We start from the raw sequence: 15132 nt of genomic DNA on the forward strand, positions 1-15132 counted from the left end.
CCTTGCCGCCCTGCGCCCGCCAATCGCGGATGTAGCCGATCACCTCATCATCGTAGGGCAGCACGGTGACATCGACGTTGGACCGCTGCGCCAACATCGCCTTCAGCTGCGCCTTGCCCTTGCCGAGATGCGCCGCCGCCGCGAAAGGCACGCGCCAGTCATGGGCAAAAGCGGACCAGAACGTCTCATGCAGCATGTTCGACCGCAGCAGCGTGCCATCCAGGTCCACCGCGAGGACGAGCGGGAGCGTGCGGGCCCCTCCCTCGACAATGGTCACTTCGGCAAGGCTCACGCCGTTCCTCCAGCAATCGCTTTGCAGCCGTTCAATTCGAAATCAGCGTTACCCACCACAGCCATCGCCTGACGCTGGCGTAAGATAACGGCCGCCAAGATAGCGGCTCCGATCAGGCCGATTGCCTGGAATGACCAGTTCAGGGCGCTACCGTGGAGATGAGCGGTGGTACCAGCAAATAGAACCGCGTTGAAATGCTGCATGAGACCAGCCCCTGTGCCCACCCATGCAAGAGCGTAAAAACCAATAATTTGTAATGAAGTTGCCCGCGCTAGCATCTCGGGAAGAATCAACGCCACCGCAAAAGCCAGGCAAACGAGGTCGTAATCGTAGTTATACGGACTGACGAATAGCGTCATGAAAGCGGTAAGCGCCAAGAGACGGTTGCGTTTCAGGCGGCGTTGCCACGCCAGCACAAGCGTTCCCAGCCCAAGCAACGCCCCGATAATATGAATGAGCATCGCCGTGTCCGGCCCCGTGCCGAAGCTGCGGGCCGCAGCGTAGATAGAAGACATACGATACAGCGGAAACAAGCCTTCGCGCAGAAAACCACCAGCAGCCTTTGCTCCGTTGAAAAAGGCTGGCCAGGCAGCGACGCCGAGCACCAGGGTTGCCAGAACCGAAGTCATCACGACGATCACCATGCCGATTGCGATCGTGCTCCATCGCCTATGAAGTAAGGTCATCAGGCCCAACGCGAAAGCAAGGTGAGGCTTAATACACATCAAACCTAGCGGAATGCCTGCCGATTTCCGTCCACGCAAAAATTCGAGCAGGAACAAACCGATCAAGGCCCCGGTTAGCATGCCGTTCTGCCCCAACCTTACTACCAGCAGCAGGGCCGGAAAAATCGCAAGCAGCGCCGCGCCCGTTAATCGGATGCCGAACCGCGTCAGTACCCACAGGAACAACATAAGGGTTGCCGTCATGAAGGCAAAGTAAGACCAACCCAACCCCACCATCGGCAACAGAGGCGTGAGCGCCGTCAGCTGCGGAGGATAGGCCCACGGCATGAATGTTGTAGTGCCCGTGAAGCGCCGCTGCGCCGCCGTAAGGTAGGCGTTGTCATACGCTCGTAGGATCTCGCCTTCGCGATACAGCCTGCCGACGATGTAGAAATCTTCGTAATCGTTGAGGATCCGCCCGCCCGCCACCGGTGCTGGCGCTATTAGCATTGACTCGCCCTCTGCCCGCTCGTGCGGAACTTGAGCGTCGATGTCGCGGTACTGCAGCGTGGTCAGAAGCAGCAACGCCACCAAAGGCGCGGTGACGACCCACGCCAACCAGCGATTGATCAGCAACTGTTGTACGGCGTGAAGTTTCACGAAGGCACGTCCGCTGTCTGCTTCGCGTGATCATGCGGAGGTATGGGCCGGCTCACGCGGGGCAGGATGGGGGCATCGTGACGAAACCGCCAGCGCCCCTGCCATCCCTCGTTCCGGATGTCCCGTAGAACCGCGACGATGGAATCCAGGGCGAGGCAGACAGGAATAAGCGCGTGGCCTAGCGGACGCACGAACATCCCCAGTTGAAGCGCTCTCTCGGACGTTACGAAACGATTGCCGATGTAGCTGAATTGTTGGACATACACACTGCTGCCGAGGTTCATATCGATTGTAAGAGAAATTAGATAAGTCGTCACGATCGCGACTGGAACCAGCTGGCCTTTCCATCGCTCCATGAATACAAAGTAAAGGAGGATCGGCAGGGCATAGGGCGGCTGCTCTTGCGCGAGGAGGACAAAGCCCAGACCAAGGGCGATCAGGCGATAAGGGCTCACTGCCTCGGGGCGCAGCCACACTGCTGCCATCGATATCAGCATAACGAACTGAGTAGTCAGCAAAATAATTCGCAACGTCAAATCGAGCTGATAGACAAGTTGGCTGCCGAGCAAAAATGTAACCGGCGCGTAAGAATCATTCAGCACGTTCAGCATGATGATATACGTAGTGTTGTACCAGATGGCCGTGGCGGCAGCTTGTGTGTCGTAAAACCCTTGTGCGAAGTTGATGATATTGGCCAAGATTTCGGCCGGATTGCCTTCGCCTAGGAGAAGGAAGCTGATGGCATAGACCACGACTGTTGCGACGATGCTACCTTCGGCCACAAGCCAACGCCGCCGGATCAGTTGCACCAGTACCGCAGCAATCAAATACACTTTGAAATTGACTGCCACGCCGGCGAAAAACCAGCGCAGCCGAGCAGATTTTACCAACGGCCCCCACGCCAGCATCGACACCACAATGCACAGCAGGATGATGTTGCCGCGTTCCAATCCAAACATCATTGGCATGCCAGCCGTGAAGGTGAAGGCTCGCGGGAGGGCGGTACGACGATCTAGGCGCATGAACGTGAGGGATGAGACCACACCGTTCAGAATGACAAAAAGATAAAGGAATGCGATGCCCAGCCAATCGCAGTCGCGAACAGCCAGACTCATGTCTTGTGAGTAGCACGCCGGCAGTCCCATCATCTTGATGAGCACAAAGCTCAAAGGCGGATAGACGGCGAGCCAGCTATCGTAGGCACCGCCGGTATGCGCCCAATTCGCCACACTGAACCAGTCCCGAAAGGTGTCGGTCGTGTCGGGATAGAAGGGCGGCGGCAGATAGCCATTCTCGAGCGTAGCGTAGGCCGCGTGGAGAACGGACAACAACATGAGAAAGCCAAGAAACCACTCGAAGTGGTAGCCCTTGATTTGCCAAAGTCTCGCCACGATCAGGATGTCGCCTTGCGAAAGACGACGAACTTCAACGCGAAGTAATTCGCGATCGATACCAGGAAAGCCGAGACGAAGCCCGACCCGTAAGGGTTCGCGATGAAGCGAGAGACTATCGCCAGGGTCGCCACGCTCATCAGGTAATTGATGGCATAGGAAATCACGAAGCGCGTCTTGGCTGGCCCGGCATCGCGAAACACGTGGCGGCTATAGGTGATGTAGTTGAACGCCATTCCGGCCACATGTGCGATAGCCTGCGCGGCGAAGATGCCAAAACCCAGCCATACCAGCAGCGCGTAGGCACCCAAGCCAAACGCCGTGTTGATGATGCCCGCCTGATAGTAGCGGACGATTTCGATCACGCGCTCGGATCGCAGTCGCGCCAGCATGTCAGATCTCTGGCGGGAAATTGACCCGCTCGCGTTCAAGCACCAAAGGCGTTCGGCGCGTTCGCTCGGAGATCAGGCGAATATGGTCGCCCATCAGTCCCAGGAAGCCGAACAGCAAGGCAAACTGCGCCTGCAGGACCATTGCGATGAACCACCCTGCGATCGGCCGATCGAGGAAGAAAGCCACCACGCCCCCGATCGCCATGACCAGCGTGGCGATCGCGCCCAGCACGCCCAGATAAAGCGGAACCCGTAATAACCGCTTTGACGACGCGGTCAGCCCGCCCACCGCGAAATCGAGCAAGGCGAAAAAGTTGTTGTTCGATTTGCCCCGCGTGCGTTGGGGACGCTTGTAAGTGATCGTCTCCAGCGGAAATCCGGTTTCGACCAGCATGCCACGAAAAAACGGCTCGGGCTCGTTCATCGCACGGATCGCATCGACCACTTTGCGATCGTAGAGGCCGAAGCCGGTGGCGTTCGGAATGATGGCATGATCGCCAAAACTGCGCGCCAAGGTATAAGATAGCTTGCGCGTGGTATCGAGGATGAGGCCTGACTTCTCCGATTCCCGCACGCCCAGGATGATATCGATGCCAGCCCGCCAGCGTTCGATAAAGCGGGGAAGCAGCGCCGGGGGATCTTGGAAATCAGCGCACATGCCGATTACCGCCCGGCCCGTCGCCACGAAGATCCCATGCGTCGGCGATCGCATCTGCCCGAAATTGCGGGTGTTGACGATAAGGCGGATGCGCGGATCACGCGCGCAGATGCTCCGGATGATCTCCACCGTGCGATCCGTGGACTCGTTGTCGATGAAGATGATGTCGAAGGCGATGCTCAGCGGCTCCAGTTCCGCGATGACCGCGCTGGCGATCGCCTCGGCGTTGCCCTCCTCGTTCCGACACGGGATGACGACGGAGACGTCCGGCTGGACCACGCCCTCCGCCGGTTTCACGAAGCTCGACATGTCAGCGTTCACGTCGCCAGCGCGGCGTCGCCCACCGGGGGCCGGATACGGTAGAATTCGATCGCTAGGCCCAAAAGCAGGATTAAAAGGCCCAGTACAAGGAACGGGATATTTAGCTGACGGTCCGGATCGATGTAGGGGGGTTCCAGGATGCGCATGTTCGCGTTCGACGTCAGATCTTCCACGACGGTGCCCTGCAGGAAGCGGCGATAGCTATAGTACAGCTCACGCGACACCTCGAGTTCACGACGCAGGCGCTGGATTTGCGTGGACTGACCGATCACCTCAGCGAGCGAACCCTTGTTCGCCTGTTCGGACTTGGCCTGCGCCAACTGGGATCGCAATGCCGCGATATCGGCCTGCACCAGCCTGATCTGCGGGTTGGTGTCGGTTGCGAACTGTCGCAAGGCCACAATGCCGCGTTCCTTGGTCAGTATTTCCTGCTCCAGCGCGGGGATACGCCCCGCGACCTGCGCAACTGCACGTGCCGGGTCACCATATTGGCTGCTACGACGGAACTGGTCATAGGCATTCTGCGCCCGCGCCAGGCGATCGTTCGCACTGGAAAGGAGATCCTCCAGAACGCCGCGCTTGTAGCTCGTCTGCTGGCGGGAAATCGCCGCCAGCCTCGAGCGCAACGCCGTGGCGTAAGCGGCCACCAGATTGCGGGCAAAGACCGCATCGTCGCCTTTGTAGTCAATCTGGATGATACCGCCGCGCAGGGCGCGGATGGTGACCTTGGCATCCAGCCAGCGCATCACGTGAATGCGATCCTTGCCAAGCTTCTGCTCAAGTTTGAGCTGCTTGGAAACCAGCTCGCGCAATTCGACACTGCGGCCGACTTTCAGTGTCAGGTCCAACGCCGCCTGCGAACCGAAGGCGGAGTTACCCGCTCCCAGCTGAGACAAGGTATCACCCAGCCCCAAAGTGTTCGGATCAGTCGGTGCCAGCGTCACGTAGGCGTGCTTGGGTTCGGGAAACAGTGTGAGCACAGCACATATCAGGATCAGGACGATGAAAATCGTCCGCCTGATCGCGTCGTTCGCGAAAAGACGGCTATGCGAAAGCCGCCCCACCAAGCTGGGCCGCGGGGTCATCGGTTGATGGCCGCGACAGTCGCCGCGCCGAGGCCCAGCTGGAAAACGACTTGCGTGATGTCACGAAGCTTGGCCCAGAAGGAGGAGGACTGCGCCTTAACCGGTACGAATACCACATCGCCAGGATGGACGACCGCGCTGACCGCTCCCTTGCGACGTGTCACGACATCGCCGTTCGCACGAACGATGAAGATATTGCGCTTGTCGGCAAAGCGGGTCGATCCGCCAGCCCGTTCGATATACTCGCTGACCTTGATCGGCCGGTTCGGGAGCAGGAACGAAGCAGGGCGGTACACCGCGCCGAAGACGCCAACGGTGTCGATCCGCGGCGGAATCACGATGCTGTCATTGTTCTCAAGCAGAAGATCACCCGGCAGGGTGGTAGCGGTATAGGGTAGGTCTAGAACCAACCGCCCGTCCGGCTCGGTCTTACGTAGGCGCTCCAACAAGGCGTTCGCCGCCCGCAGCTGCGCCTCGCGCTCACCAGCGGCGATGCTCTGATCGGCGCTGAGTGGCGCGGACGCCAACATCGTTTCCAGCTGACCCAAGGCATCGGCATAGCCCTGCCGCTGCTGTTCGCGCACGGTGACTCGCGTCAGCTTCGAACCATACACGTAGGCTCGCGACGTAAGACCGCCGGCCTGTTCGATCACCTGTGACAACGGCGTATTGGGTGCCACGAAGTAATTGCCTGGTCGGTTCACTTCACCCTCCAGGCGTACAACGACGGACTGACGCTCAAGCGGATAGGCCAGCGAGCCTTGCGACAGTACCTGAATGATATCGCCGCCCGTCACGCCGCGATTGGATATCTCTCCCAGTGCCAACTGGCGACTGCCTACGGTGCCCTTGTCATCCAAACTATAGAGAATAGCCCGCGAGGAATCGGCCAGCGTGTTGGGGCCGCCCGCGATCCGCAGCACATCCGCCACCGTTTCGCCGGGCTTGGCTTCATATATAGCCTCGTCGTTCACGCTGCCGACCACGGCAATTTGCTGACCGACAGGCGAGACAAAGATCACGTCTTCGTTCTGCAGGATCGTGTCGCGGCTGCGATCGCCGCCACGAACCAGATCATACAAGTCGAAATCGGTCACTTCGCGACCATTGCGATACAGCTTGATCGAGCGAAAGCTGCCGCCGGAGGATGGTCCGCCCGCGGCAAGCACCGCATTGACCAGAGTCGAAAGACTGCTGACGTTGTACGCACCAGGCTGATTGGCGAACCCGGTAACGTAGACGCGCAGCCCGTGAAGACGCTTGATACTGACCGTCACATCAAAGTCGCGAAATTTGGTGCCGATGGCTGCAGCTATCCGATCACGCAAATCGCGGTTACGCACGCCGATCAGACGCACCTTGCCCACCTGTGGCAGAAATATCTCGCCGTTGCGATCCACCGTGAAATCGGCGCTTCCCTCGACCGAGCCGGTAGTATTCACCGAGATCATGTCACCCACTTCGATGGGATAGTCACCGGGGATGGTGGTGGTGGCCGGCGTGGTGAAATCGGCACTTGCCGGAGCAAGAAGGTCCGCACCGAAGCGCTTGACATCGCGACCCACCGCCGAGCGAACGTAGCGCTCAAACTCGTTGGGCGCCGCAGGAGGAGCCACCGGACGGTTCTGCTGGCGCTGCGCTTGCGAATTCTCGATAAAAGCGCCGCTTTGATTGCCGCCGCTGATGCTGCCGGCCTTGAACGTCGGCGTCGGTGATACGGCGGTATCGGTCGACCCGGTGTCCTCCTCGTCGCTGTCCGCGCTACTGCCAGACGAGCCGCGTGAAGACCCCGATAGCGGCGAACCGTTAGGGATGGAGCGCGGATCGATTACGATCGCCTGCGCTACTGCGGTTTCGACCAATGCGAAGGAAACGAGCATTGCAAGCGTTGCAGCCAACGCCGTTCGCGAGGGCATCGCCGAACCGCCCAGAGCACGCCGAATACATTGTCTTTGCATTATTTTTCCGCTCGAATTCCGCAAATGCGGCCGTCCCGTTCGCGGGCCAAACAAGCCGCGCTTACCGTCCCCGCACCCGTCGTGCTGCTATTGGGCGGCACGTAGATAGTCAATGGTTTTGGCGATCTGCTGGGGCAGCGATACAGGCGCGATGCCATGGCGACAAAGGAGGTCGCGATAGGCTTCGACGTCGCCATGATAAACATCGGCGCCCGGCTGGGTGATCGTTGCCCGGTTCACATCTCCGTTGCCGCATTGCGATGCGACGACCTTGGCGACGTCCGCCAGTTCCAGTGGATCGCCGCCGGTGTCGAACCGGCTGACTCCACATTGCGTGCCCAACTCTGCGAGTGCCAGCGCCAGCAACTCTTCGATCGCGACATAGGCCCGTATCACCGGCCGCGGCGCACGCACCGCAATCGAACGCCCGGCCAGTCCGTCGAGAATGAAGCTGGCGAGCGCGTAAGCCTGGTGCTTGTTGATGTAGGGCCCCGTCACGTTAAAAACCCGCGCCAGCACCACGCGTTTTGCCGGTTGTGCGCCCCAAACGGCAAACGCCTCTTCGTCTAAAAGTTTGAGCGCACCGTATAGGCGCATGGCGGCACTGGCCGTGGGATCACTAGCCTTGTAGGCCGCACCAGACGAAGCGACGAAAACGGCCTCCGCGCCGATCACATCCAAGGCATTCAAGACGACGTTGCGGATTTCCCCGTTGGCTGCGCGATACGCATCTTCCTCCATCGTCTCGGCCCTGTCCTTTGTCAGGAAAGCGAAGTGGAAAAGCCAAGTCGGTGCTGATGGCAGCCGGGAAAGTTCGGAAAGAGGACGCTGACGCACAACGGAACCATCGCGTAGCACGAGATCGCGGGTGGTCGAGCCGAAGGCCCAAACTGTGCTGTCAAATGCCGAGCCGAGCGCTGTCTTCAAACGATCAAGAGTGACGAGGCCCAGCCAACCGCCCGCTCCGGTGATGACGATCCGCTTACCCGCCGGAACGAACCTATCGATCAGACCCGCATCCGGCACGGTGGCGGCGCTTAAGCAGCGCGCGCGGCGCGCGTCCGCTGCGCCACTGTTCTGCTCATCATCCGGAAGCAATCGAAGCTGGCGCTCTCTTCAGGCTCATACTCGGGAATGGCATAGCCATACGACATGAAGACGAAGGGGATGCCGGTCCGCTCGGCCACGTCGTGGTCAATCTCGCTGTCACCGATGAAAAGACATTCCACCGGCGTACAGCGCAGGGACCGAAGCGTCTCCAGCAGCAAATCGGTTTCCGGCTTCGCCCGGAAACCCGGACGCAGCCCGACTACGCTGTGAAATAGGCCGCCAATACCGGTGTCACGCAGCACCTGATCGCAAAGGTCTTGCGGCTTGTTCGAGCAGATCGCCAGGGTGAAGCCGTCATCGCGAAGGTCTTCAAGGCATTCGGCCACACCCTCAAACAGAACGTCCTGAGGGGTCAGTGTCTCACGATAGCGAGCACGAAACTCAACAATGTCCTTGTCAGGATCATGACAGGCGGGGCCGAGCAAAGCCTGTACCATAGCGGCGCCACCCACACTCATCCACGGGCGGGCGCCGACAGGGTCAAGCTTCAGGTCACTGCCCCGATCAGCCAACATGCTGTTGAGGATATCCACGCAGATCGCGCAGCTATCGACCAACGTGCCATCGAGATCGAAGATCAGCTTACGGATCATCGCAGCACCTCACACGGCGCCATCGCTTCCGCCAGGACGGTGTCATCGAGGAACGGGCTGAGATCCTCCAGTGGAGGTGAGACCATCGAGCCATCCTCCAACTTGCGGGAACTCAGCTTCGGAGCGAATTCCTGACGCTTGTCGATCATGACCTCGCACAAGTGCGGACCATCGCTGGAAAGCGCGGACCGGATGGCACCGGCAAGATCGGCATCGCGCGCAACCTTGCTGGAGGCGATGCCGAAACCGCCCGCCAACCGCTCAAATTCCGGGAAGGTGAGTCCACTGTCTGGTCCGCAGCCCACGATGTTATCTGGGAAGTGGTTCTGCTGCGATTGCCGGATCGAATGATAGCCATCGTTATTCAGCACAAACAGCTTTATCGGCAGGTTCAGGCCGGAAATGGTCTGCAATTCCTGGAGGTTCATCATGATCGAACCGTCCCCAGCCAGACAGATTATCCGTTTGGGAGTCGCGCCACCTGCATCCGCCGCGTAGTAAGCACCAATCGCGGCAGGAAGATCATACCCCATCGAGGCACAGCCCGAGTTTGTATAAAGTCGCTGCCCCTCCTTGAGGTTCGCTACCTGGAAGATTGTTACGCAAGCCGTGCCATCGCCGGAGACGACAATATCGCCTTCGCGCAGCTCATCGAACAGGACTTTCCCGAAAACGTAAGGGTTTATCGGGCCTTCGTCCGACCAGTATTCTGGCAGAACCACTGGAAAGCGCCCGCTACGTTCACGGCTGAAACGCAGGAAAGCCGCGCGTTCCGCCACTTTGTCGACTGCAGGCTCTGGCGCACGTTCCGCAGCAGCGAAAAAGTCACGCAGATTAGCGTGGATCGGGCGATGAAGGTTGAGCGTGGGCTTGTCGAGTTCGGCTTTGTCGATCTCGACCATCGCGATCCGCGCGTGGCGGGCAAAGGCTTTGTAGTTGTAGCTGATTTGGCGGATATTAAGCCGCGATCCCAGCACCAAAAGATAATCGGCTGTCTGAACGGCGAAATTGCCGCCCCGATCGCCAACGGAACCTGGACGGCCGACGTACTGGGAATGAGCATTGGGAATGGCGTCGTGCGCGTTCCAGCCCGTCACCACTGCAACGCCCAGCTTTTCTACAAACTTTAGAAACTGAGCATGCTGGCCCGAGATACGAACGCCCGCGCCGACCAAGACCACCGGTCGTTCGGCCGCCTTGAGTTCCGCCAGCATCGCCGTCACTTCGGCATCGAGAGCCTCGCCGTTCAGCCCACCGAGTTCGGCCGACGTATTGGCAGGAAGCCCCTCGTTCTCGATCTCCGCCGGATCGAAACCCTCCAGCGCATCGGGATCAACCGGAGCGGCCTGCACGTCGATTGGCACGTCAATCCATACAGGTCCCGGACGACCGCGCGAGCAAAGATAAAGCGCCTTCTCGACCACCTTGCGGGCCTGCAGCGGATCGTTCAGCACCACAGCATATTTAGTGATGCCGCGAACCATCGAAACGATGTCGACTTCCTGATCGCCCAATTGCCGTAACGGCATTGGAAAATTAGGCGCGCAGGTTTCACGCTTTACCTGCCCGGAAACAACCACCATGCCGATCGAATCGACATAGGCACCGTAGACGCCATTTAGCGCGTTGACGCCGCCCGGCCCGGTCGTAACATTGACTATTGCCGGTCGCCCCGAAAGACGGCAATAGCTTTCCGCGGCGATCGCAGCGGCCTGCTCATGGTGCGTGAAGACCTTGCGCAGGCCCTTTTCACGCCCGAAGGCATCGTTGAGATGCATCGCGCCACCGCCGGTGAGCATGAATGCGTCTTTGATGCCATGCTCTACAACAAGGCGCGCGATAAGATCCGCGACCCTGATTTTCTTTCCGCTGCTCGCCATCGCCAAGGATCAGCCGACCGGCTGAAAACTGCTCTGCTGGCGTGCTTCCATCATTGCGATGCGGCTCTCGTCCTCGGCAGCAATCGACTTGTAGAAATCACGCTTGTTCTTGAGCCACAGCAACTCAAATTCGATGGCATGCTCCATGCCGCGCTCGGCGTCGCCGCCTTCCAGGCATGCGCCGTCGAAAATGACTTTGCGCGTCTCGAAACGATCTAGACGGATCTTGCGAATTCGCCGCAGCGGAACGATTGAATCAGGATTCACACCGCCGCCAACAACCAGTTCCAAATCACGGGATTTCGCTTCCTGAGCGACTTTCTCGACGCAGTCCATCGTCTCAGGCGCATTGACGATCTCGCGGCCCTTACCCAAGGAACCGGCAAAATCCACTCTGCCAAAGACGAAGCCGGTGCCACCCTTCTGCGCCTCTACCGCGATCTCACCGAGATTTTCATAACCGGTACGCGTCTCAATATTAAAGAGGAAGCGCATGTCGCCCTGCTCTTCAGACGAGTAGATCTTGTTCTTCGCCGCTACATACTTCGTCAACGCGTAAGGCGTCTCCACCATAGGTGCGATGATATATTCAACTCCAAAGTTGCGCGCCTCAATGAGGTCCCGAATAGCCTCGCAACCACCAATTTTCAGGGCAACCTTCAAGTTAGCGCGGCGGGCAATTTCCAAGAGACGCAAAAGCTCGTCACACCGGGTGCCTTCAGCCTCAAATTCCGCCTTGACCGCGATGACGCCAAAATCCCGCGCTGCCTTCAGGATCTCAAGCATCTTCTTTTCGGTGGTGTTCACAGTGCACTCCCTGCAACAGTCATCGCAACCGCCGAGGTCTGCGACTTGATCAACCGGGTCATAGTTTCCACGGTGTAGGAAAGATGGTCTTCCGTAAGGCCAGGATACAACCCGACCCAGAAAGTGTTGGTGGTAACAAGGTCGGCATTCGTGAGGTCGCCAACTACGCGATAATTGCGGCCCTTCATGTAGGGTTGCCGCAAGAGGTTTCCGCCGAACAGCAGACGAGTGCCGATTTTGAAATCGTTCAAACGCTCTACCAATTCGTCACGATTAATGCCACTCTCGGGCCTTATCGTAATTGGATAGCCGAACCAAGAGGCTTCGCTGTTATGCGTTTCTTGCGGTAAGATCAGCACATCTTCCAATGGCTTTAGCATCTGCGTCAACAATGCAAAATTGCACTTTCGAGCTGCAATGAAGTCTTCCAGGCGATCCAGCTGCGCAAGGCCCACTGCGGCCTGCATGTCTGTGATTTTGAGATTGTAGCCAGCATGACCATATGTATACTTGTGATCATATCCCTTCGGAAGGGTTCCAAGCTTGCGCCCGAACCGCTTGCCACACGTATTGTCCATACCCGGCGCACACCAGCAATCGCGCCCCCAATCGCGCATCGATTCGATAACCCGCTTTAGCCTTGGCTTGTCGGTAAAAACCGCTCCGCCCTCGCCCATGGTGATATGATGAGCAGGATAAAAACTAAGCGTGCCGATGTGGCCAAAAGTACCCACACCCCGGCCATCGTACGTAGCACCCAAGGCATCGCAGCAGTCTTCGACCACCCAAAGATCGTACTTTTCCGCAACCCGCATCACTTCGGCAAGGTTAAAGGGATTGCCGAGCGTGTGCGCGATCATGATCGCTCGCGTTTTACTGCTGACCGCTGCCTCAATCATCTCGGGTTTGATGTTGTATGTCGGAATATCGACATCGACGAACACCGGGACAAGACCGTATTGCAGGGACGGATTGACGGTCGTAGGAAATCCCGTTGCAACCGTGATCACTTCGTCGCCAGCTTTGAGCGCATCGCCACGGAAATAGTGCGAGGTCAGTGTCGAAAGTGCGAGAAGATTGGCGGAAGATCCGGAATTGGTGGTGAGCGCATGGGCGACACCAAGACGTTCGGCCAAGCGCGCTTCAAACTGATCGTTGAAGCGGCCAGTCGTCAGCCAGAAATCAAGGGCGGAGTCGACGAGCAATTGCATGTCGGTATCGCCATAGACTTTGCCGGAAACGGGAACCGGGCTTTGCCCGGGAACGAATGGCTGCGGCGCGTGAAACCGTCGCGCGTATTCTCCGGTCAGCCCCCGAATAAGATCGCGCAGTTGCGACTCGTCGCAGCCGGCGGCCATGGCGGACAGATCTGGGTTGGCAATTTCACTTGTCATTCAATGCTAGCTCCCGCCAGTGCGGCCCGAAACCTGTAGCGATATTCATCCAGTTGCGAATAGGTTATTTGTCGGGCATTTGCACCATCCGCTACCGGACGATGCCAATCCACAATCATCGCTAAGGTGTCGGCAAGGGTCAACGCCGGACGCCAGCCCAGCAAACTCCTGGCCTTCGCACAATCAAGTTTGAGGATCGTAGCCTCGTGCGGCCCATGCTCTGTGCCGCGAGCCCACCCAGGCGCGCCCCATTGCGCGGTTAGGCGATCAGCGATCCATTCCACTCTCTGAACATCACTATCAGCAGGACCAAAGTTCCATGCCGTCGCAGCCCACGATTGCCCTTCGATCAATCGACCAGCGATAAGCAAGTATCCCCCGAGGGCCTCTAATACGTGCTGCCAAGGTCGAATAGCGCCGGGTGCCCGTATCAGGGGCTCCTCGGAAGCTATAAGTGCCCGAACGATGTCGGGGATCAAACGATCCTTCGCCCAATCGCCACCGCCGATAACGTTGCCGGCACGGACCGAAGCGAGCAAAGGCGAACCTGCCTTGTCAAAGAAACTGCGCCGGTACGCCGAGATGACCAGTTCAGCCGCCCCCTTACTGGCGCTGTAAGGATCGTGCCCGCCCATAGGATCGGCCTCCCGGTAAGGCCAGACCCATTCGTTATTTTCATAGCATTTGTCGGACGTTACGCACACGACCGCTTTCAGACCGGTTATGCGCCGACAGGCCTCCAAAACGTGGACCGTGCCTTGAACATTAGTAGCAAAGGTCTCAACCGGTGTATGGTACGATTCCCGAACGAGCGGCTGAGCCGCCAAATGAAACACGACCTCGGGCGCACATCGCACCATCGCCTGCTCAACCGCGGCAAGATCGCGAATGTCACCCTCGACGTGCGTGATCAGATCTTGCACTTCCGTCATGCGGAATAAACTGATCTCCTCGGCGGGCAAGGCGAATCCTGTAACGTGCGCGCCCATGCGTGCAAGCCATAAGGCCAGCCAACTGCCCTTAAACCCGGTGTGACCTGTCAGAAAGACGCGGCGGCCGCTCCAGAACGCGTCGCTTACCACGTCTTCCAAGGGGCGCCCTTCTGCCAAAGCTCTTCTAGATGCTGCTTGTCACGCAAGGTATCCATCGGCTGCCAAAAACCTTCGTGCGCGAAGGCAACGAGGTCACCAGAATGCGCCAGAGCCTCGAGCGGCTCACGCTCCCAGATTGTGGCAGGATCGGAAATGAGATCGATCACTTCCGGCTGCAGGACAAAAAAGCCGCCGTTGATCAAGCCACCGTCACCCGCAGGCTTCTCTTTGAAACTGCGAACCAAGTCACCCTCGAATTCCAGAGCGCCAAAACGCCCCGGCGGGGTCACCGCCGCGATAGTCGCCTTGCGACCGTGCCGCTTATGGAATTCAATTTCGCGGGTTACATCGATGTCTGAAACCCCGTCACCATACGTGAAGCAAAAGGACTCCCCCGGAGAGAGGTAATCTCGCACCGCGCGCAACCGCCCGCCTGTTTGCGTATCTGCACCAGTATCCACCAGTGTAATCCGCCAGGGTTCGCTCCAATTTTGATGAACCTCCATGGCGTTCTTCGACAGGTCGATGGTAACGTCTGAGGCATGCAAAAAGTAGTTTGAAAAGAACTCCTTGATCACATAGCCCTTGTAACCAAGGCAGATGACAAAATCGTTGATGCCATGCGAAGCATAGATCTTCATGATATGCCAGATGATTGGCATACCACCTATCTCGACCATAGGCTTGGGCCGCACACTAGTCTCTTCGCCTAAGCGGGTACCCAACCCACCCGCCAGTATGACGGCTTTCACTCGCAAGTCCCCGCTTGAACCTTAAACCACTCAAGAGAATAATTAGTAAGTAACTATAAAAGCTTAGAATTTTCCCTCGACCA

14 protein-coding genes are annotated in these 15132 nt (G+C 58.4%); all 14 read right to left on the minus strand.

Annotation, left to right across the window (positions count from 1 at the left end; all coding sequences use genetic code 11):
* Nucleotides 1-292: hypothetical protein (locus tag ACHWRX_RS13035; RefSeq protein WP_394659511.1), on the minus strand; the 292-nt coding region annotated here is incomplete at its 3' end.
* The gene (locus ACHWRX_RS13040) at nucleotides 289-1617 is read right to left on the minus strand and encodes a glycosyltransferase family 87 protein (RefSeq protein WP_394659512.1); all 1329 of its coding nucleotides are present in this window, start codon (nucleotides 1615-1617) and stop codon (nucleotides 289-291) included. The genes ACHWRX_RS13040 and ACHWRX_RS13035, both read right to left, overlap by 4 nt.
* The gene (locus ACHWRX_RS13045; protein ID WP_394659513.1) at nucleotides 1614-3008 is read right to left on the minus strand and encodes a hypothetical protein; all 1395 of its coding nucleotides are present in this window, start codon (nucleotides 3006-3008) and stop codon (nucleotides 1614-1616) included. The genes ACHWRX_RS13040 and ACHWRX_RS13045 overlap by 4 nt, the downstream gene beginning before the upstream one ends.
* A gap of 2 nt (nucleotides 3009-3010) precedes the next feature.
* Complete coding sequence (locus ACHWRX_RS13050; RefSeq protein WP_394659514.1) at nucleotides 3011-3400, minus strand: GtrA family protein; 390 nt, start codon at nucleotides 3398-3400, stop codon at nucleotides 3011-3013.
* 1 nt (nucleotide 3401) lies between these two features.
* Complete coding sequence (locus ACHWRX_RS13055) at nucleotides 3402-4367, minus strand: glycosyltransferase family 2 protein (protein ID WP_394659515.1); 966 nt, start codon at nucleotides 4365-4367, stop codon at nucleotides 3402-3404.
* 8 nt (nucleotides 4368-4375) lie between these two features.
* Nucleotides 4376-5359 carry a hypothetical protein gene (locus tag ACHWRX_RS13060; RefSeq protein ID WP_394659516.1) on the minus strand — a complete coding sequence of 328 codons (984 nt, stop codon included), beginning with the start codon at nucleotides 5357-5359 and terminating at the stop codon, nucleotides 4376-4378.
* Nucleotides 5360-5460: 101 nt separating this feature from the next.
* Entirely contained in the window at nucleotides 5461-7344 is a 1884-nt protein-coding gene (locus ACHWRX_RS13065) for an SLBB domain-containing protein (RefSeq protein WP_394659517.1), read from the minus strand.
* Nucleotides 7345-7509: 165 nt separating this feature from the next.
* Nucleotides 7510-8448, minus strand: coding sequence for an NAD-dependent epimerase/dehydratase family protein (locus ACHWRX_RS13070; protein ID WP_394659518.1), 939 nt, complete (start codon nucleotides 8446-8448; stop codon nucleotides 7510-7512).
* A gap of 11 nt (nucleotides 8449-8459) precedes the next feature.
* Complete coding sequence (locus ACHWRX_RS13075; protein WP_394659519.1) at nucleotides 8460-9125, minus strand: HAD family hydrolase; 666 nt, start codon at nucleotides 9123-9125, stop codon at nucleotides 8460-8462.
* The gene (locus tag ACHWRX_RS13080; protein ID WP_394659520.1) at nucleotides 9122-11005 is read right to left on the minus strand and encodes a thiamine pyrophosphate-binding protein; all 1884 of its coding nucleotides are present in this window, start codon (nucleotides 11003-11005) and stop codon (nucleotides 9122-9124) included. The genes ACHWRX_RS13075 and ACHWRX_RS13080 overlap by 4 nt, the downstream gene beginning before the upstream one ends.
* A 9-nt stretch (nucleotides 11006-11014) precedes the next feature.
* Complete coding sequence (locus ACHWRX_RS13085; protein WP_394659521.1) at nucleotides 11015-11812, minus strand: aldolase/citrate lyase family protein; 798 nt, start codon at nucleotides 11810-11812, stop codon at nucleotides 11015-11017.
* A complete protein-coding gene (gene rfbH / locus ACHWRX_RS13090; RefSeq protein ID WP_394659522.1) occupies nucleotides 11809-13206 on the minus strand; it encodes a lipopolysaccharide biosynthesis protein RfbH in 1398 nt (465 codons plus the stop codon). The genes ACHWRX_RS13085 and rfbH overlap by 4 nt, the downstream gene beginning before the upstream one ends.
* Nucleotides 13203-14288, minus strand: a complete 1086-nt coding sequence (gene rfbG, locus ACHWRX_RS13095; RefSeq protein ID WP_394659524.1) for a CDP-glucose 4,6-dehydratase — start codon at nucleotides 14286-14288, stop codon at nucleotides 13203-13205. Before rfbG ends, rfbH begins: the two co-directional genes overlap by 4 nt.
* Complete coding sequence (gene rfbF / locus ACHWRX_RS13100; RefSeq protein ID WP_394659523.1) at nucleotides 14282-15049, minus strand: glucose-1-phosphate cytidylyltransferase; 768 nt, start codon at nucleotides 15047-15049, stop codon at nucleotides 14282-14284. Before rfbF ends, rfbG begins: the two co-directional genes overlap by 7 nt.
* Nucleotides 15050-15132: the final 83 nt, after the last annotated feature.

It is taken from the genome of uncultured Novosphingobium sp., assembly GCF_964277725.1.
GTDB lineage: Bacteria > Pseudomonadota > Alphaproteobacteria > Sphingomonadales > Sphingomonadaceae > Novosphingobium > Novosphingobium fluoreni.

Excerpts from the sequence above, each read along its gene's own strand:
- ACHWRX_RS13050 (WP_394659514.1), bottom strand. The coding sequence starts at position 3,400 with ATGCTGGCGCGACTGCGATCCGAGCGCGTGATCGAAATCGTCCGCTAC.
- ACHWRX_RS13055 (WP_394659515.1), bottom strand. The coding sequence starts at position 4,367 with ATGTCGAGCTTCGTGAAACCGGCGGAGGGCGTGGTCCAGCCGGACGTC.
- ACHWRX_RS13065 (WP_394659517.1), bottom strand. The coding sequence starts at position 7,344 with ATGCTCGTTTCCTTCGCATTGGTCGAAACCGCAGTAGCGCAGGCGATC.
- ACHWRX_RS13075 (WP_394659519.1), bottom strand. The coding sequence starts at position 9,125 with ATGATCCGTAAGCTGATCTTCGATCTCGATGGCACGTTGGTCGATAGC.
- ACHWRX_RS13080 (WP_394659520.1), bottom strand. The coding sequence starts at position 11,005 with ATGGCGAGCAGCGGAAAGAAAATCAGGGTCGCGGATCTTATCGCGCGC.
- rfbH (WP_394659522.1), bottom strand. The coding sequence starts at position 13,206 with ATGACAAGTGAAATTGCCAACCCAGATCTGTCCGCCATGGCCGCCGGC.